The sequence below is a fragment of the Klebsiella sp. I138 genome, from assembly GCF_051131765.1.
Lineage (GTDB): Bacteria > Pseudomonadota > Gammaproteobacteria > Enterobacterales > Enterobacteriaceae > Klebsiella.
In genome coordinates this window covers 2,239,939-2,258,061 of sequence record NZ_CP180447.1, presented here as the reverse complement: position 1 = coordinate 2,258,061, position 18,123 = coordinate 2,239,939, and the positions used below count along the sequence as shown (strand labels likewise).

The following is an 18,123-nucleotide window of genomic DNA, read 5'->3' as shown; positions in this document are numbered from 1 at the left end:
CTGCTCAGCGACGAAAAACGGGGCCCTCATCGACCCCGTTAAAATACGCTTACCAGCAGATTAAAGCCTTATTTGGCCCAGAATGCCGCTTTTGCCCGCTGCAGTTTTTCATAGGCCTTCAGTAACGACTGATGGGCCGGGAAGGCCTTGAGGTCGCTATCTACCGGCTGCAGGCCGTAGAACGGCGCTTCACCGCTCATTGCCGCGCTGGCGGCTTCTACCGCATCAGCCCCGTACATGCGGATGAAGGCATTCAGGTACTGCAGAGGCTGGCGTTCTTCTTCCTGACTAAGCAGCAGCAGCGTCTGCAGGCAGCGGTAGTAGTTGGCGCGCTCTGCGCTGAAGATGGAAGCATTGAATTCAATGGTCCATTCGGTCCAGATCAGCGCTTGTTCCAGATCGCCACCGGCCAGCGCCAGCATCGCTTTCAGTTCGCCAATACGCAGCGTATACCAGCCGTTGTCTTTGCCCGTTGCCAGGCCCAGCAGCTCGCGTACGCGGGTAAAGTCGTCGTTCCCTTCATCGTCCAGCTGCTCGATCAGCGCCAGATAGTCTTCTTTATCCCATTCACTGCCCGGAAGGGAAAGCAGGGTTTCGCGCAGATGGCTGCCCATGCTGTTATTGGCCAGCCACAGATCTTCTGCCGGATAAATGTCCGACATACCCGGAACGATGATGCGGCAAGCATAGACGCTCAGGTGTTCGTAATCGGCGATGTAAACTTCTTTATCTTCTTCTTTAAAGATAGCCATCAGAGTGGCGAACTCTTCTTCCGTCGTGCCGGAGAAGCTCCAGTCGACGAACGGATAATCGGCATCCTGCTTGAACATATCCCAGGAGATCAGACCGCTGGAATCAATAAAGTGAGTCTCAAGGTTGGCGTGTTCGGCCACTTCTTCATCATCGAAGGTCGGCGGTGTAAAGACGTCGAGATCTTTCAGGCTACGGCCTTGCAGCAGTTCGGTGACGGTACGCTCCAGGGCGACGCCAAAGTCCGGATGGGCGCCGAAAGAGGCAAAGCAGGTTCCGTTAGCCGGGTTAAACAGCACCACGCAGATAACCGGGTATTTACCGCCCAGTGAGCCATCGTAAGCAAAAATCGGGAAACCTTCGGCTTCCAGCTTATTAATGGATTCCACTACGCCAGGATAGCGTGCCATCACTTCCGCAGGGATTTCCGGCAGGCTGATACTTTCAGCGATGATGCGGTTTTTAATGTGACGTTCGAAGACTTCCGACAGTGCCTGAACGCGCGCTTCGTTCGGCGTGTTGCCTGCTGACATACCGTTAGAGACATACAGGTTGCCGACGATATTCATCGGGATATACACGGTTTCGCCATCGGACTGACGGGTGAACGGCAGGCCACACACGCCACGCTCGTCATTCCCCGACTGCAAATCGACCAGCATGCCGGCAGTCAGTTGATCGTCAGGATCGTAGAAGGCGCGCAGGCGAGGATCCAGCAGACCTTCCGGCACTTCATCATCTTCAGTCAGCGGGAACCATTTTTCATTTGGGTAGTGGACGAATGGTCCGTTCGCAATGGTTTCGCCTAACCAGAAGTCAGCAAAAAAGTAGTTGGTGGACAGACGCTCGAAATATTCGCCAAGCGCCGAGGCCAGCGCCGCTTTCTTCGTGGCACCTTTGCCGTTGGTAAAACACAGCGAGCACTCTTTATCGCGGATATGCACTGACCACACGTGCGGTACGGGATTCAGCCATGAGGCCTCTTCAATATCAAATCCGAGGTCGAGCAATTTCTGCTGGAAGCGGGCGATGGAGTCTTCCAGGGCGGCATCTTTGCCGGGAATAAACGTTTGAGTCATGGCGATCACTTTTATCGTACGTAAAGCGCGCAATGATACGGCTTTTAGATGACAGGCGCTATCACGTTCGGTACGGGATTTTCTCACTGCTTTCTTATCGTCCAATCAGACAAATTTACCCGGAGACAGATAAATGCAGCAGGGTTGAAGGCACAGAGAGAAAAACCGATGCCATGACAGCAATTATGTCGGTTTTATGACGTCAAGGTGGTTGATTCTTTTGTGTGACGGGGGGCGCATTTCACCATCGGTCAGTTTTACCCATTGCGGTGTGTGTCACCGAATGATAAAACCGATATACACATCCTCCTTCACACTGCCTCTTTGCTGGCTCAGTCTGCTTATCCCGGTTAAGTTCCTGGACTGCCCGGATCTGCCGCCTTGACGCGTGTTGAACGATTTTGTGTACAGATTCCGGGATTACTGATGCCCGCGACGGTTCGCGAGCAAATAACATAGCAATGTGGTGAGGGGAAATGGCTCAGGTCTATAACTTTAGTTCGGGCCCGGCAATGCTGCCGGCGGAAGTTCTCAAACTGGCGCAGCAAGAACTGTGCAACTGGCAGGGGCTGGGTACGTCGGTGATGGAGATCAGCCACCGCGGTAAAGAGTTTATCCAGGTGGCCGAGACGGCGGAACAGGATTTTCGCGATCTGCTCAATATCCCTTCCAACTACAAAGTTTTATTCTGCCACGGCGGTGGTCGCGGTCAGTTCGCGGGCGTTCCGCTGAACCTGCTCGGTGATAAAACCACGGCTGATTATGTTGACGCAGGCTACTGGGCGGCCAGTGCTATCAAAGAAGCGAAAAAATATTGTTCGCCGAATGCCATCGACGCCAAAATTACGGTTGACGGCCTGCGGGCGGTAAAACCGATGAGCGAATGGCAACTGACGCCAGGTGCGGCCTACCTGCACTACTGCCCGAATGAAACCATCGACGGCATCGCGATTGATGAAACGCCGAATTTCGGTGACGACGTGGTGGTTGCGGCGGATTTCTCCTCCACCATTCTTTCTGCCCCGATCGATGTCAGCCGCTATGGTGTTATCTATGCGGGCGCGCAGAAAAACATCGGGCCGGCGGGTCTGACGCTGGTTATTGTTCGTGAAGACCTGCTGGGCAAAGCCAGCATCGCCTGTCCGTCAATTCTCGACTATAGCGTTCTGGATGCCAACGACTCCATGTTTAATACCCCGCCGACGTTTGCCTGGTACCTGGCAGGCCTGGTGTTCAAGTGGCTGAAAGAACAGGGCGGCGTGGCGGCAATGGATAAAATTAACCAGCAAAAAGCCGATTTACTCTATGGCGTGATTGACCGCAGCAGCTTCTATCGTAACGACGTTGCAGCGGCTAACCGTTCCCGTATGAACGTTCCGTTCCAGCTGGCCGACAGCGCGCTGGATAAACTGTTCCTCGAAGAGTCCTTCGCAGCTGGCCTGCATGCGCTGAAAGGGCACCGCGTAGTGGGCGGCATGCGTGCCTCTATCTATAACGCGATGCCGCTGGCGGGCGTGAAGGTACTGACCGACTTTATGCAGGACTTTGAACGTCGCCACGGCTAATCACCGTCCTGCTTTTCATCCCCGCAGCCGGCCTGCGGGGTTTTTATTCTGTTTGTTTGAGAGTTGAGTTTGATGGAATCCCTGACGTTACAACCCATTGCGCGAGTGGATGGCACCGTGAACCTGCCTGGGTCAAAAAGTGTCTCTAACCGCGCTTTGCTGCTGGCGGCATTAGCCCAAGGCACCACGGTGCTGACCAACCTGCTGGACAGCGACGATGTACGCCATATGCTGAATGCCCTGAGCGCCCTGGGAGTTCATTACGACCTGTCTTCCGATCGTACCCGCTGTGAAGTCACCGGCAACGGTGGGCCGCTGTTGGCCGGTAACGCACTGGAGCTGTTCCTCGGTAACGCAGGGACCGCCATGCGTCCATTGGCGGCAGCGCTGTGTCTGGGTAGCAACGATATCGTGCTGACCGGCGAACCGCGGATGAAAGAGCGCCCGATTGGCCATCTGGTCGATGCCCTGCGCCAGGGCGGCGCGCAAATTGATTATCTGGAGCAGGAAAACTATCCGCCTCTGCGCCTGCGCGGTGGTTTTGTCGGCGGCCAGGTTGAAGTAGATGGCAGCGTATCCAGCCAGTTCCTGACCGCGTTGCTGATGGCTGCGCCGTTGGCGCCGCAGGATACCGTTATCGCCATTAAAGGCGAGCTGGTTTCCAGACCGTATATCGATATCACGCTGCATCTGATGAAAACCTTCGGCGTTGAGGTTGAAAACCAGGCCTACCAGCGTTTCGTAGTGAAGGGTCATCAGCAGTACCAGTCGCCGGGTGATTATCTGGTCGAAGGGGATGCCTCGTCGGCGTCTTATTTCCTTGCCGCCGGCGCTATCAAAGGCGGTACGGTGAAAGTGACCGGTATTGGCCGCAATAGCGTGCAGGGCGATATTCGGTTTGCCGACGTACTGGAAAAAATGGGCGCGACCGTCACCTGGGGCGACGATTATATTGCCTGTACCCGCGGCCAGCTGAACGCCATTGATATGGATATGAATCATATTCCGGATGCGGCAATGACCATCGCCACTGCGGCGCTGTTTGCAAAAGGCACCACCACGCTGCGCAACATCTATAACTGGCGCGTCAAAGAGACCGACCGCCTGTTTGCGATGGCAACAGAGCTGCGTAAAGTGGGTGCCGAAGTGGAAGAGGGGGAGGATTACATCCGTATTACCCCTCCGCTTGCGCTGCAGTTTGCCGAGATTGGTACCTACAACGATCACCGCATGGCGATGTGTTTCTCGCTGGTGGCGCTTTCTGATACGCCGGTCACCATTCTTGACCCGAAATGTACGGCAAAAACCTTCCCGGACTACTTCGAGCAGCTGGCGCGGATCAGCACGCTGGCGTAATGCTCGCTGGTGCAAAAAGTACCCTGAATAAGTAAAACATTGTCATCTCCCGGGCTGATGTCTCGTCAGCCCGCTATAATTGCGCAATTCTTCTGCGTTTCATTTCTGGTAGTCCGTAATTTGCAAGCAATGCTCACTTTCCCGCGTATAGATGCGTATAATGCGCGGCGTTTATATTCTATGCGCCTTGCTGAAGGAGAAAAAGATGACGGCAACTATTCCGGTAATCACCATTGATGGGCCTGGCGGTGCGGGTAAAGGCACCTTGTGCAAGGCAATGGCGGAAGCACTCGGCTGGCATCTGCTGGATTCCGGTGCCATCTATCGCGTTCTGGCCCTCGCGGCGCTGCATCACCATGTTGATGTCGAATCCGAAGAGGCACTGGTGCCGCTCGCTGCGCATCTGGACGTGCGTTTTATTTCCACCGATGGCAACCTGGAAGTGATTCTTGAAGGCGAAGACGTCAGCGCTGAAATTCGTACTCAGGAAGTGGCTAATACCGCATCGAAAGTCGCCGCATTTCCGCGCGTGCGCGAAGCATTGCTTCGCCGTCAGCGCGCATTTCGTGAACTGCCTGGCTTGATTGCCGACGGACGCGATATGGGAACCGTGGTATTTCCCGATGCGCCAGTGAAAATTTTCCTTGATGCATCGGCACAGGAACGCGCTCATCGACGCATGCTACAGTTGCAGGAAAAGGGCTTTAGTGTTAACTTTGAACGTCTTTTGTCCGAGATAAAAGAGCGTGACGATCGCGACCGTAATCGCAGCGTGGCGCCGCTTGTCCCGGCCGCCGATGCTTTAGTTCTCGATTCAACTGAACTAAACATTGAGCAAGTTATTGAAAAAGCGCTACACTATGCGCGCGAAAAACTGGCAGTCGCCTGACCGCTAAGCGGTGAAGCGAAACGGCCTCAGAATTATAGCAGTACCCCCGCAGCAATGGAGTGTTAGCGGGTATGTTAAACAACCCCATCCGGCACGGAGCCAGGTGGACGTTAAATATGAAACCTGAAGATTAAACATGACTGAATCTTTTGCTCAACTATTTGAAGAATCCTTAAAAACAATCGAAACCCGTCCGGGTTCCATCGTTCGTGGTGTTGTTGTTGCTATCGACAAAGATATCGTACTGGTTGACGCCGGTCTGAAATCTGAGTCTGCCATTCCGGCAGAGCAGTTCAAAAACGCCCAGGGCGAGCTGGAAATCCAGGTCGGTGACGAAGTTGACGTTGCTCTGGATGCAGTAGAAGACGGCTTCGGTGAAACCCTGCTGTCCCGTGAAAAAGCTAAACGTCACGAAGCTTGGATCACGCTGGAAAAAGCTTACGAAGAAGCTGAAACTGTAGTCGGTGTTATCAACGGCAAAGTTAAAGGTGGCTTCACTGTTGAGCTGAATGGTATTCGCGCGTTCCTGCCAGGTTCCCTGGTTGACGTTCGTCCGGTTCGCGACACTCTGCACCTGGAAGGCAAAGAGCTTGAGTTCAAAGTAATCAAGCTTGACCAGAAGCGTAACAACGTTGTTGTTTCCCGTCGTGCTGTTATCGAATCTGAAAACAGTGCAGAACGCGATCAGCTGCTGGAAAACCTGCAGGAAGGCATGGAAGTCAAAGGTATCGTTAAGAACCTCACTGACTACGGCGCATTCGTTGATCTGGGCGGCGTTGACGGCCTGCTGCACATCACCGACATGGCGTGGAAACGCGTTAAGCACCCGAGCGAAATCGTAAACGTTGGCGACGAAATCACTGTTAAAGTGCTGAAGTTCGACCGCGAGCGTACTCGTGTATCTCTGGGCCTGAAACAGCTGGGCGAAGATCCGTGGGTAGCTATCGCTAAGCGTTATCCGGAAGGTACCAAACTGACCGGTCGCGTGACCAACCTGACCGACTACGGCTGCTTCGTTGAAATCGAAGAAGGCGTTGAAGGCCTGGTTCACGTTTCCGAAATGGATTGGACCAACAAAAACATCCACCCGTCCAAAGTTGTTAACGTTGGCGATGTAGTGGAAGTTATGGTTCTGGATATCGACGAAGAACGTCGTCGTATCTCCCTGGGTCTGAAGCAGTGCAAAAACAACCCGTGGCAGCAGTTTGCGGAAACCCACAACAAGGGCGACCGTGTTGAAGGTAAAATCAAGTCTATCACTGACTTCGGTATCTTCATCGGCCTGGACGGCGGCATCGACGGCCTGGTTCACCTGTCTGACATCTCCTGGAACGTTGCAGGCGAAGAAGCAGTACGTGAATACAAAAAAGGCGACGAAATCGCAGCAGTTGTTCTGCAGGTTGACGCAGAGCGTGAGCGTATCTCCCTGGGCGTTAAACAGCTCGCAGAAGATCCGTTCAACAACTGGGTTGCACTGAACAAGAAAGGCGCAATCGTAAACGGTAAAGTCACTGCAGTTGACGCGAAAGGCGCAACCGTAGAACTGGCTGACGGCGTTGAAGGTTACCTGCGCGCTTCTGAAGCTTCCCGTGACCGCGTTGAAGATGCGACTCTGGTTCTGAGCGTTGGCGACGACGTTGAAGCTAAATTCACCGGCGTTGATCGTAAAAACCGCGCAATCAGCCTGTCTGTTCGTGCTAAAGACGAAGCTGATGAGAAAGATGCAATCGCAACTGTTAACAAACAGGAAGATGCAAACTTCTCTAACAACGCAATGGCTGAAGCTTTCAAAGCAGCTAAAGGCGAGTAATCTTAGTCATTCAGGTTACAACAACCTGAATTGCGACGAGTTTACTTGACAGATTGCAGGATTCGTCCTGTAATCAAGCACAAAGGGCGGCTACGGCCGCCCTTGTTTAAAGCAGTTAGCTAACTTTGCCTTGAAGGAAACCGGAGGAATAATGACCAAGTCAGAATTGATAGAAAGACTTGCCAGCCAGCAATCTCACATTCCTGCGAAAGCAGTCGAAGATGCTGTTAAAGAAATGCTGGAACATATGGCCTCAACGCTTGCTCAAGGTGAGCGCATTGAAATCCGCGGTTTCGGCAGTTTCTCTTTGCATTATCGAGCACCTCGCACCGGGCGTAACCCGAAAACTGGTGATAAAGTCGAGCTGGAAGGTAAGTACGTTCCGCACTTTAAACCCGGGAAAGAATTACGCGACCGCGCCAATATTTACGAAGAGTAAGTTTCGCAGAGCCGCGACAACGTACTCCGATGATAAAAAAAGCACCTCTGCAGGTGCTTTTTTTATACCCGCAATTTGCCCCTTCTCGCAGCATCCTCTTCGTTTTGCAGCAATCCTGACGCTTCTGTGGAAACCGGTATCCAGACTTGTCGAACGATAAATGACGACCTTAAACGTTCACGCGATACTTCCCGTCAACAGGAGGGAGTTATGCGTTTATCACAGCTTGCGGGATGCGTGGTTGTCGGAATTTGCCCGCTGTCGCTATTGCCGGCGCTCCCTACACTGACTGCTGTTCAGGGAATCATCGTCGGCGCACTCCTGCTCTTGGTGTACCGCAGGAGGCAAGTACGCTACCTGACTCTGACTATATTATTTTTTGCCTGGGGCGTATTGAGCGCGCATCAGGTGCTGTGGCCGATGCAGGTGCTACCCGGCAGTACCCGGCAGGTGGAGATTAAACTGACGGCAGTAGAGGGGGAGACGACCTACCAGGGAAAGATTCTCCGCTGGAACGGGCAGCGGCTATGGCCGGCTCCGGTGGTCACTCTCTATGGCAATGCGCTGCCCGGGGAATCGTGCGCCGGACAGCGCTGGAAGATGGCCGTTCGCCTTCGTCCAGTCCATAGCCAGCTCAACGAGGGGGGCTTTGACGGTCAGCGTTTTTCCCTGGCGCAGCATCGCTCGTTAACCGGGCGCTTTACATCAGCTGAAGCCGTTGACCCGACGTGCAGCTACCGCGCGCGCTATCTGGCATCGTTAGGTCGTACTCTTGAGGCGTTCCCCTGGCAGCCGGTGATACTCGGGCTCGGCATGGGGGAGAGGCTGGTTGTACCGGGGGAAATCAAACGTCTGATGCAGGAAACCGGAACATCGCATCTGATGGCTATCTCTGGTTTACATATTGCACTAGGCGCCGTACTCGGTGGACTGCTGGTTCGTGGCCTGCAGTTCTTTTTCCCGTGCCGGTGGATTGGCTGGAGAATGCCACTGCTTATCGGTCTGGCTTGTGCGCTATTTTATGCCTGGCTGACCGGTATGCAGCCGCCAGCGCTGCGCACCTGCGTGGCACTGAGCGGCGCGGTGGGCCTGCGGCTTTCCGGCAAACGCTGGTCATCCTGGCAGATATGGCTATGCTGCATCGGCGCGATTTTATTTGCCGATCCGCTGGCCGTTTTGTCCGACAGCCTGTGGCTGTCCATCTTTGCGGTTGCCACTCTGATTTTCTGGTATCAGCTGGTGCCACTGCCGCTGCGTACATGGCGCTGGCCGTGGCGTGAGGTTCTTGCTCTAGGTCACCTCCAGCTTGGACTGATGTTTCTGCTATTGCCGATCCAGATTGCCCTTTTCCACGGTATCAGCCTGACTTCCTGGGGAGCGAATTTGGTTGCCGTGCCGCTGGTCACTTTCGCTATCGTTCCCTGCATTCTGCTGGCAATGCTGTTACATCTTTGTGGGCCCGCAGTGGTTGAGACGATTCTGTGGTCGTTGGCGGACCACCTGCTGGCGGCACTGTTTTGGTATTTACGTCAGCTGCCGCAGGGCTGGCTGAGTCTGGATTTTCGCTGGGTGGGGTTGAGCGTATTGCCCTGGCTGATGCTGCTGGTGTGGCGTTTTCATGCCTGGCGTTCATTACCGGCAGTTTGTCTCAGCAGTACGATACTGCTGAGCTGGCCCCTGTGGCGTCAGACAGAGAAAGATGAATGGCGAGTCACAATGCTGGATGTCGGGCAGGGGCTGGCCATGGTTATCGAACGCGAGGGGGCGGCGATTTTGTATGATACCGGGACAGCCTGGCCCGAGGGTGACAGCGGCCAGCAGGTTATTATTCCCTGGCTGCGCTGGCATAACCTGCGCCCGGAGGGGATTGTGTTGAGTCATGAGCATCTTGACCATCGCGGGGGCCTCAATACGTTGCTGAAGGCGTGGCCCGGTTTGTGGATCCGCAGCCCGTTGGGCTGGCAGGGGCATCAACATTGTCGTCGCGGCGAAACCTGGCAATGGCGCGGGTTAACTTTTCGCGCGCTCTGGCCGCTGGAAGGCTCAAAGATGACGGGTAACAACCGCTCCTGTGTGATACGTATTGATGATGGAGTACGGAGCATCCTGCTGACCGGAGATATTGAAATTCCAGCGGAACGGGCAATGATGAGCCACTACTGGCAGCATCTTGCGTCTACACTTATCCAGGTTCCGCACCACGGAAGTAATACCTCCTCTTCGGTTGCGTTATTGCAGCGGGTCGGGGGGGAGGCGGCGCTGGCTTCGGCATCGCGATATAATGCCTGGCACATGCCGGTGGCGAAAGTGGTACAGCGCTACCGCCACCAGGGCTATCGGTGGTTCGATACGCCGCATCAGGGGCAACTTACGGTTATTTTTTCTACAGAAGGTTGGCAAATCCACAGCTTACGAGATCAACTTTTACCTCGTTGGTATCATCAGTGGTTTGGCGAGACCGTGGATAACGGGTAGAATATGCGGCTATTTCAACATAAGCTGGTTTATTGAATGCAGAATGATAAAGATCTCTCCACGTGGCAGACCTTCCGCCGCCTCTGGCCGCTTATTGCGCCATTTAAAACCGGACTGATCGTCGCGGCAGTAGCGTTAGTCTTTAACGCCGCTAGTGATACCTTCATGCTATCGCTTCTTAAACCGTTACTGGATGATGGTTTTGGTAAAACGGATCGCTCAGTGCTGCTATGGATGCCGCTGGTCGTGATTGGGTTGATGCTACTGCGTGGCATCACCAGCTATATTTCGAGCTACTGTATCTCATGGGTTTCAGGCAAAGTCGTTATGACGATGCGCCGTCGTCTGTTCAGCCATATGATGGGAATGCCCGTCTCCTTCTTTGATAAGCAGTCCACGGGTACGCTCCTGTCGCGTATTACTTACGACTCTGAACAGGTCGCTTCATCTTCTTCCAGCGCATTGATTACCGTCGTGCGTGAAGGTGCCTCAATCATCGGCCTGTTTGTGATGATGTTCTACTACAGCTGGCAGCTGTCGCTGATTCTGATCGTGCTGGCACCGATCGTCTCTATCGCTATTCGCGTGGTTTCCAAGCGTTTTCGTAATATCAGCAAAAACATGCAGAACACCATGGGGCAGGTGACCACCAGCGCTGAGCAGATGCTGAAAGGGCATAAAGAAGTGCTGATGTTTGGCGGCCAGGCGGTAGAAACCAAACGCTTTGATAAAGTCAGCAATAAAATGCGTTTGCAGGGGATGAAAATGGTCTCCGCATCGTCAATTTCTGACCCGATTATTCAGCTGATTGCTTCACTGGCGCTGGCATTTGTCCTCTATGCCGCCAGCTTCCCGAGCGTGATGGAAACGCTGACCGCCGGTACGATCACCGTGGTCTTCTCCTCGATGATTGCGTTAATGCGCCCGCTGAAATCACTGACTAACGTCAACGCTCAGTTCCAGCGCGGGATGGCAGCATGTCAGACGTTGTTTGCGATTCTCGACTCCGAACAGGAGAAAGACGAAGGTAAGCTGGTTATCGAGCGTGCAAAGGGCAACCTGGAGTTCAACGATGTCACCTTTACCTACCCTGGCCGTGAAACGCCGGCGCTGCGAAATATCAACCTGAGCATTCAGGAAGGTAAAACCGTTGCACTGGTGGGGCGTTCGGGCTCGGGTAAATCGACCATCGCCAGCCTGATTACCCGTTTTTATGATATCGATGACGGCCAGATTCTGCTGGATGGTCACGATCTGCGCGAATACACCCTGGCATCTCTGCGCGATCAGGTGGCTCTGGTATCGCAAAACGTTCATCTGTTCAACGATACCGTGGCAAACAACATTGCCTATGCGCGTACGGAAGAGTATAGCCGCGAGCAGATTGAAGATGCGGCGCGTATGGCCTATGCGATGGACTTTATCAACAAAATGGATAATGGCCTTGATACCGTTATCGGTGAGAACGGCGTGCTGCTCTCCGGTGGCCAGCGCCAGCGTATTGCAATCGCGCGTGCGCTGCTGCGTAACAGCCCGATTCTGATTCTGGACGAAGCGACATCGGCGCTGGATACCGAATCTGAACGCGCAATCCAGGCGGCGCTGGACGAGTTGCAAAAAAACCGCACCTCGCTGGTCATTGCCCACCGACTGTCCACCATCGAACAAGCCGACGAAATTGTGGTTGTGGAAGATGGTCGCATCGTCGAGCGTGGCAGCCATGCCGATCTGCTGGAACATCGCGGCGTGTATGCTCAGTTGCATAAGATGCAGTTTGGCCAATGATTGCGCGTATCTGGTCCGGTGAGTCGCCTTTATGGCGGCTCTTGCTGCCGCTCTCCTGGCTCTATGGTCTGGTGAGCGGGCTGATTCGTCTCAGCTATCGGCTGGGCATGAGGAAAGCCTGGCGAGCACCGGTTCCAGTGGCGGTTGTAGGTAACCTCACCGCCGGGGGTAACGGCAAAACGCCGGTGGTCATCTGGCTGGTAGAGCAGCTCCACCAGCGCGGCATTCGCGTCGGCGTTGTTTCCCGAGGCTATGGTGGGAAAGCGGCAAGCTATCCGCTGCTGCTCAACAACCAGACCAGTACCGCAGAGGCCGGCGATGAGCCGGTGCTGATTTTTCAACGTACCGGCGCGCCGGTTGCGGTTTCTCCGGTGCGTCGCGAGGCGGTACAGGCGCTGCTCGGGGCATACGATCTGCAGCTCATCATCACCGATGATGGCCTGCAACACTACAAGCTGGCACGGGATAAAGAAATTGTCGTGATTGATGGCGTGCGCCGTTTCGGCAATGGCTGGTGGCTACCGGCCGGGCCGATGCGTGAACGCGCTTCACGTCTGCGCAGCGTTGATGCCATCATTGTTAACGGCGGTGTCGCACAGGCGGGAGAGATCCCCATGCAGCTGCGCCCTGGGCAGGCGGTGAATTTACGCAGCGGCGAACGGCGTGACGTGGCCACCTTCGACAATGTCGTTGCTATGGCCGGGATAGGCCATCCTCCACGCTTTTTTGCCACTCTCGAAAGCTGCGGCATACGGCCGGTGAAAACCGTCGCGCTTGCCGATCACCAGGCCTTGACTCAGGCGAGCGTTTCCTCCCTCGTGAATGCACAGCAAACTTTGCTGATGACCGAGAAAGACGCGGTGAAATGTCGTGAGTTTGCCGAAGCAAACTGGTGGTATTTACCCGTCGACGCCATAATGACGGATGAACGCGCACAGCAGTTGCTGACGGAACTGGTGACGCTGGCGCAACGTTAGTTCTGCCACGCTAGCTTCAATCACGCTGTGCGGGAGTCCTTTACGGAGAACCTGCATGCCGGTATTACAACTTTCACTTAAAGAAGCCCGACACCTTCATCTTGCGGCGCAGGGACTGCTGAAGAAGCCCCGGCGTCGTGCCCGCGCCAGCGATATTCTGCCCACCATTCAACAAATGTCATTGCTGCAAATCGATACGATCAACGTGGTTGCCCGTAGCCCCTATCTGGTGCTTTTTAGTCGCCTTGGCCGCTATCCGCAAAACTGGCTGGAGGAGGCCCTGCGCAGCGGAGCGCTTATGGAATACTGGGCCCACGAAGCCTGCTTTCTGCCCCGTAGCGATTTTGCACTGGTGCGCCACCGCATGCTGATGCCCGATAATATGGGCTGGAAGTACCGTAAAGAGTGGATGGCTGAACACGCCGAGGATATTCAGCTGCTGCTGGACCATATCGCTGAGAATGGCCCGGTACGTTCGGCTGACTTCGCGCACCCACGCAAAGGAGCCAGCGGCTGGTGGGAGTGGAAACCGCAAAAGCGTCATCTGGAAGGTTTGTTTACCGCTGGGAAGGTGATGGTCGTTGAACGTCGTAACTTTCAGCGGGTGTATGACCTGACGCATCGGGTGATGCCGCACTGGGACGACGCGCGCGACGCGCTCTCGCAGGCGCAGGCGGAGGCGTTAATGCTGCGCAACAGCGCCCGGAGCCTCGGTGTTTTCCGTCCACAGTGGCTAGCTGATTACTACCGGCTTCGCCAGCCGGCCTTGCCGGCGCTGTTGGAAAGCTGGCAGGAGGAAGGGCTGGTGACGCCGGTGAACGTTGAAGACCTCGGTGAAATGTGGCTTCATCACGAAGCGCGAGCGCGGCTTGAATCGGCTCCCGGGGGCAAACTCTCCGCCAGCCACAGCGCCGTACTATCACCTTTTGATCCGGTGGTCTGGGACCGTAAACGCGCCGAACAGCTTTTCAATTTCAGCTATCGTCTTGAGTGCTACACGCCTGCACCGAAGCGGCAATATGGCTACTTTGTCCTGCCGCTGCTGCATCAGGGAGCGCTGGTGGGAAGAATGGACAGCAAGGTACATCGTAAAACCGGGGTACTGGAAGTCTTCTCTCTGTGGCTGGAAGAGGGGGTAAACGTCACGTCTGGGCTGGAGAAAGGGCTGGCACGGGCGATTGAAGACTTTGCCCTCTGGCAGTCGGTTCAGCGTATCACTTTTGGTTGTCTGCCGCCGGGGCTCTTCTCCGACCGGCGCCAGGGCTGGGAAGTCACCCTGGAATAAGCCATGGCCCGCTCAGCCTTTGCCGCAAACGGATCCCTGAGTTTGCCATCATGTGATATGCTGCTGCGGAATCTATTCGGTCCATCAGGAGGAATCATGGATCACCGTTTACTAGAAATCATCGCCTGTCCTGTCTGCAACGGTAAACTCTACTACAGCCAGGATAAGCAAGAGCTGATCTGCAAAATCGACAGCCTGGCCTTCCCGTTGCGTGAAGGTATTCCCGTCTTGCTGGAAACCGAAGCCCGCGCATTAGCCGTGGGAGAGAGCCATTCATGAGTTTCGTGGTCATCATTCCTGCGCGTTTTGCCTCCACGCGTTTACCTGGAAAGCCTCTGCAGGATATCAACGGTAAGCCGATGATCGTTCATGTGCTGGAACGTGCACGTGAATCCGGAGCCGAACGTATTATCGTCGCGACGGATCATGACGAAGTCGCGCGTGCGGTAAAAGCCGCCGGTGGCGAGGTGTGTATGACGCGTGCGGATCATCAATCCGGCACCGAGCGTCTGGCCGAAGTCGTTGAAAAATGTGGCTTCAGTGATGACACCATCATCGTTAATATCCAGGGCGATGAGCCGATGATCCCGCCGGCGATCGTACGTCAGGTGGCAGAGAATCTGGCGGCCAATACCTGCGGTATGGCCACGCTTGCCGTTCCGATTCACGACGCCGAGGAAGCATTTAATCCGAATGCGGTGAAAGTGGTGATGGACGCACAGGGCTATGCGTTGTATTTCTCCCGCGCCACCATTCCGTGGGATCGCGATCGTTTTGCGCAATCGCGCGAGACCATCGGCAATTCGCTGCTACGTCATATTGGCATTTACGCTTATCGTGCCGGTTTTATCCGTCGCTACGTCAGCTGGGCGCCAGGTCCGCTGGAGCAGATCGAAATGCTGGAGCAGCTGCGGGTGCTGTGGTATGGCGAAAAAATCCATGTTGCGGTGGCTGACGTTGTCCCGGGTACCGGTGTTGATACGCCGGAAGATCTGGAACGCGTTCGCGCTGAGCTGCGTTAATCTCCTCATCCCCTCCATCACGAGGGGATAGTCTCAAGCTATTTTTCCCTACTTTTTCCCCCAATTTTTGATCTTACCCGATGACATCCCTGCGGCTGGCGCTCATTATAAAACCAGTAGTATTCACAGGGGCAATCGAAATGGAACAGCTGCGAACCGAACTAAGCCACCTGCTGGGTGAAAAACTCAGTCGCGTGGAGTGTGTCAGCGAGAAACCCTCGTCGGCGCTGTGGTCGCTCTATGATGCACAGGGAAACCCATTGCCGCTGCTGGCGAGAAGTTTTACCACGCCAGGCATCGCCCGTCAGCTGGCGTGGAAGGTCTCAATGCTGGCGCGTAGCGGCACCGCGCGCATGCCGGTGGTATACGGCGTATTGACACATGAAGAGCATCCGGGGCCCGATGTTTTGTTGCTTGAACGGCTGCGCGGCGTTTCCGTGGAGGCGCCAACGCGCACGCCAGAGCGCTGGGAGCAACTGCAGGAACAGATAGTTGAAGCTCTGCTGGCCTGGCACCGACATGATAGCGGTGGCTGCGTTGGCATGGTGGATAGCACACAGGAAAATCTGTGGCCAAACTGGTATCGTCAGCGCGTAGAGATGCTATGGAGTACGCTGAATCTGTATCAGGACACGGGCCTGACGATGCAAGACAAGCGGATTTTATTCCGTGCCCGGGAATGCCTTCCGGCCCTGTTTGAGGGCTTCAATGATAACTGCGTACTGGTTCACGGGAGCTTCACGCTGCGCAGTATGCTGAAAGATGCACGCAGCGATCAACTGCTGGCGATGGTCGGACCGGGGATGATGCTGTGGGCGCCGCGGGAATACGAACTGTTTCGACTGTCAGACGCCGGGCAGGCGGAGCAGCTACTGTGGCACTATCTGCGCCGCGCGCCGGTGGCCGAATCCTTCCTGTGGCGGCGCTGGCTGTATCTGCTGTGGGATGAGGTGGATAACCTCGTTAATACCGGGCGCTTTGACCGCACCCGGTTTGACCTGGCTGCTAAATCAATCCTGCCCTGGCTCGCCTGACGCCCCTTTTAACCACTGCCAGATGCGTCCCAGCGTTTCGTAGCCAACGCGATCGCTGTGCATCAGCCAGACGGGAGAGGGGATCGCTCGCTCCCACGGGTTAAGCGGCGATGCTATCGCCAGCTGATTGGCTGGCGCGGGCAGAGGGTTTAGCCCGACATTACGGAAGAAAATCATCGCCCGGGGTAGGTGCGATGCGGAAGTGACCAGCAGGAAAGGCGCATCACCGATGGCCAGTTTCACCGCAGCAGCCTCCTCCTGGGTATCTTTCGGCCGATCCAGGACAATAATTTCGCTGCGCGGGACGCCAAGGCTCTGCGCTACGCGGGCTCCGGCTTCGGCCGTACTGACCGGGTTGGTTTTCGCCGCGGCGCCGGTAAAGACAAGCTTCGCGCCGGGGTTTTCCTGCCAGAGCCGGATCCCTTCGGTTAGCCGTGGCAGGCTGTTATTAATCAGATTAGAGCTGGGTGCCCAGTCCGGGTTCCAGGTATACCCTCCGCCGAGTACCACCACATACTGCACGCGCTCTGTACCACGCCATGTTGGGTATGTTTCCTCTATTGGCTTAAGTAAACCATCGGCCACCGGTTGCAGGCTGAGCAGCACCAGAAGCAGCCAGCCCACACTGACGCAGGCCTTGCCGGTTCGTTGAAAACGGCTGAACCAGAGCAGGGCAATGCCTGCGGCTATCAGCAACAGCAGCAGGGGAAGCGGCAGCATCATGCCGCCTAAATACTTTTTCAGTGTAAAAAGCATGCCAGATGGGTCCTTTTTTAACCATATAACCAAAGTTATGCCCGGATCTTATAACAGATCGCTTCATTCTCAGCGTGGGTATGACAAAATAGCGGCTTTGTGTTGGCAGGTGGAGCCGCCCGTGAAGGATCGTAATTTTGATGACATGGCTGAAAAGTTTTCGCGCAACATTTACGGTACCACCAAGGGTGAACTGCGCCAGGCTATTCTCTGGCAGGATTTACAGCCGCTACTGAGCCAGCTTGGTCCCGGGCCGCTTCGGGTTCTTGACGCGGGGGGGGGCGAAGGGCAAACGGCGGTAAAAGTTGCCGAAATGGGCCACCATGTGACGCTATGCGATCTTTCTGCTGAAATGGTGGCGCGCGCCAGACAGGCGGCTGTCGATAAAGGTGTGATCGACAACATGCATTTTGTACAATGCGCCGCACAGGATATTGCGCAGCATTTGGAAAGCCCGGTCGATCTGATACTGTTCCATGCGGTGCTGGAATGGGTGGCCGAGCCGCAGGAAATGCTGCGAACGCTGTGGTCGGTTTTACGACCTGGCGGTGGGTTGTCGCTGATGTTCTACAATGCTAACGGTCTGTTGATGCATAACATGGTCGTCGGGAACTTCGACTATGTACAAATTGGCATGCCAAAAAAGAAAAAACGCACGCTGTCGCCGGACTATCCGCGTTCCCCGCAGCAGGTTTACGGCTGGCTGGAAGAGCAGGGCTGGCATATTACCGGTAAAACCGGCGTGCGGGTGTTTCATGATTATCTGCGTGAAAAACGCAAACAGCGCGACAATTTTGCGGCGCTGCTGGAGCTGGAGACGCGCTACTGTCGCCAGGAGCCGTATATCAGCCTGGGTCGCTACATTCATGTCACAGCGCTTAAGCCGCAGATGCAAGGATAA

At 55.2% G+C, this 18,123-nt stretch carries 15 protein-coding genes; 13 read left to right on the top strand and 2 right to left on the bottom strand.

Annotation, left to right across the window (positions count from 1 at the left end):
* Nucleotides 1-68: 68 nt before the first annotated feature.
* A complete protein-coding gene (ycaO, locus tag ACMYSK_RS10560) occupies nt 69-1,829 on the bottom strand; it encodes a 30S ribosomal protein S12 methylthiotransferase accessory factor YcaO (RefSeq protein WP_434642770.1) in 1,761 nt (586 codons plus the stop codon).
* 476 nt (nt 1,830-2,305) lie between these two features.
* Here ycaO and serC point away from each other — a divergent pair, with 476 nt between their 5' ends.
* From serC to ACMYSK_RS10500, 12 genes are all read left to right on the top strand, one after another.
* Nucleotides 2,306-3,394 (top strand): 3-phosphoserine/phosphohydroxythreonine transaminase, encoded by a 1,089-nt coding sequence (serC, locus tag ACMYSK_RS10555; protein ID WP_434642767.1) that lies wholly within the window; start codon nt 2,306-2,308, stop codon nt 3,392-3,394.
* Between the two features lie 72 nt (nt 3,395-3,466).
* Nucleotides 3,467-4,750: a 3-phosphoshikimate 1-carboxyvinyltransferase gene (gene aroA, locus ACMYSK_RS10550; protein WP_434642764.1), complete on the top strand. Its 1,284-nt coding sequence runs from the start codon at nt 3,467-3,469 to the stop codon at nt 4,748-4,750.
* A 205-nt stretch (nt 4,751-4,955) separates the two neighbouring features.
* Nucleotides 4,956-5,639 carry a (d)CMP kinase gene (gene cmk / locus ACMYSK_RS10545; protein ID WP_434642761.1) on the top strand — a complete coding sequence of 228 codons (684 nt, stop codon included), beginning with the start codon at nt 4,956-4,958 and terminating at the stop codon, nt 5,637-5,639.
* Between the two features lie 136 nt (nt 5,640-5,775).
* A complete protein-coding gene (gene rpsA / locus ACMYSK_RS10540) occupies nt 5,776-7,449 on the top strand; it encodes a 30S ribosomal protein S1 (RefSeq protein ID WP_004860074.1) in 1,674 nt (557 codons plus the stop codon).
* Nucleotides 7,450-7,600: 151 nt separating this feature from the next.
* Nucleotides 7,601-7,888 (top strand): integration host factor subunit beta, encoded by a 288-nt coding sequence (ihfB, locus tag ACMYSK_RS10535; protein WP_004100704.1) that lies wholly within the window; start codon nt 7,601-7,603, stop codon nt 7,886-7,888.
* 210 nt (nt 7,889-8,098) lie between these two features.
* Nucleotides 8,099-10,363 (top strand): ComEC family protein, encoded by a 2,265-nt coding sequence (locus ACMYSK_RS10530; RefSeq protein WP_434642759.1) that lies wholly within the window; start codon nt 8,099-8,101, stop codon nt 10,361-10,363.
* A gap of 36 nt (nt 10,364-10,399) precedes the next feature.
* Nucleotides 10,400-12,148, top strand: a complete 1,749-nt coding sequence (gene msbA, locus ACMYSK_RS10525) for a lipid A ABC transporter ATP-binding protein/permease MsbA (RefSeq protein WP_434642756.1) — start codon at nt 10,400-10,402, stop codon at nt 12,146-12,148.
* Nucleotides 12,145-13,125, top strand: a complete 981-nt coding sequence (lpxK, locus tag ACMYSK_RS10520; RefSeq protein WP_434642753.1) for a tetraacyldisaccharide 4'-kinase — start codon at nt 12,145-12,147, stop codon at nt 13,123-13,125. The genes msbA and lpxK overlap by 4 nt, the downstream gene beginning before the upstream one ends.
* A 55-nt stretch (nt 13,126-13,180) precedes the next feature.
* Entirely contained in the window at nt 13,181-14,410 is a 1,230-nt protein-coding gene (locus tag ACMYSK_RS10515) for a winged helix-turn-helix domain-containing protein (RefSeq protein ID WP_434642750.1), read from the top strand.
* Between the two features lie 96 nt (nt 14,411-14,506).
* The gene (ycaR, locus tag ACMYSK_RS10510) at nt 14,507-14,689 is read left to right on the top strand and encodes a protein YcaR (RefSeq protein ID WP_434642747.1); all 183 of its coding nucleotides are present in this window, start codon (nt 14,507-14,509) and stop codon (nt 14,687-14,689) included.
* Nucleotides 14,686-15,432, top strand: a complete 747-nt coding sequence (kdsB, locus tag ACMYSK_RS10505) for a 3-deoxy-manno-octulosonate cytidylyltransferase (RefSeq protein ID WP_434642745.1) — start codon at nt 14,686-14,688, stop codon at nt 15,430-15,432. The genes ycaR and kdsB overlap by 4 nt, the downstream gene beginning before the upstream one ends.
* A gap of 140 nt (nt 15,433-15,572) precedes the next feature.
* Nucleotides 15,573-16,466 (top strand): YcbJ family phosphotransferase, encoded by an 894-nt coding sequence (locus ACMYSK_RS10500; protein ID WP_434642742.1) that lies wholly within the window; start codon nt 15,573-15,575, stop codon nt 16,464-16,466.
* Here ACMYSK_RS10500 and elyC read toward each other — a convergent pair.
* A complete protein-coding gene (gene elyC / locus ACMYSK_RS10495; RefSeq protein ID WP_434642740.1) occupies nt 16,443-17,222 on the bottom strand; it encodes an envelope biogenesis factor ElyC in 780 nt (259 codons plus the stop codon). The genes ACMYSK_RS10500 and elyC overlap by 24 nt on opposite strands.
* Before the next feature lie 121 nt (nt 17,223-17,343).
* Between elyC and cmoM the strand changes: the two genes are divergently transcribed.
* Nucleotides 17,344-18,123: a tRNA uridine 5-oxyacetic acid(34) methyltransferase CmoM gene (cmoM, locus tag ACMYSK_RS10490; RefSeq protein ID WP_434642737.1), complete on the top strand. Its 780-nt coding sequence runs from the start codon at nt 17,344-17,346 to the stop codon at nt 18,121-18,123.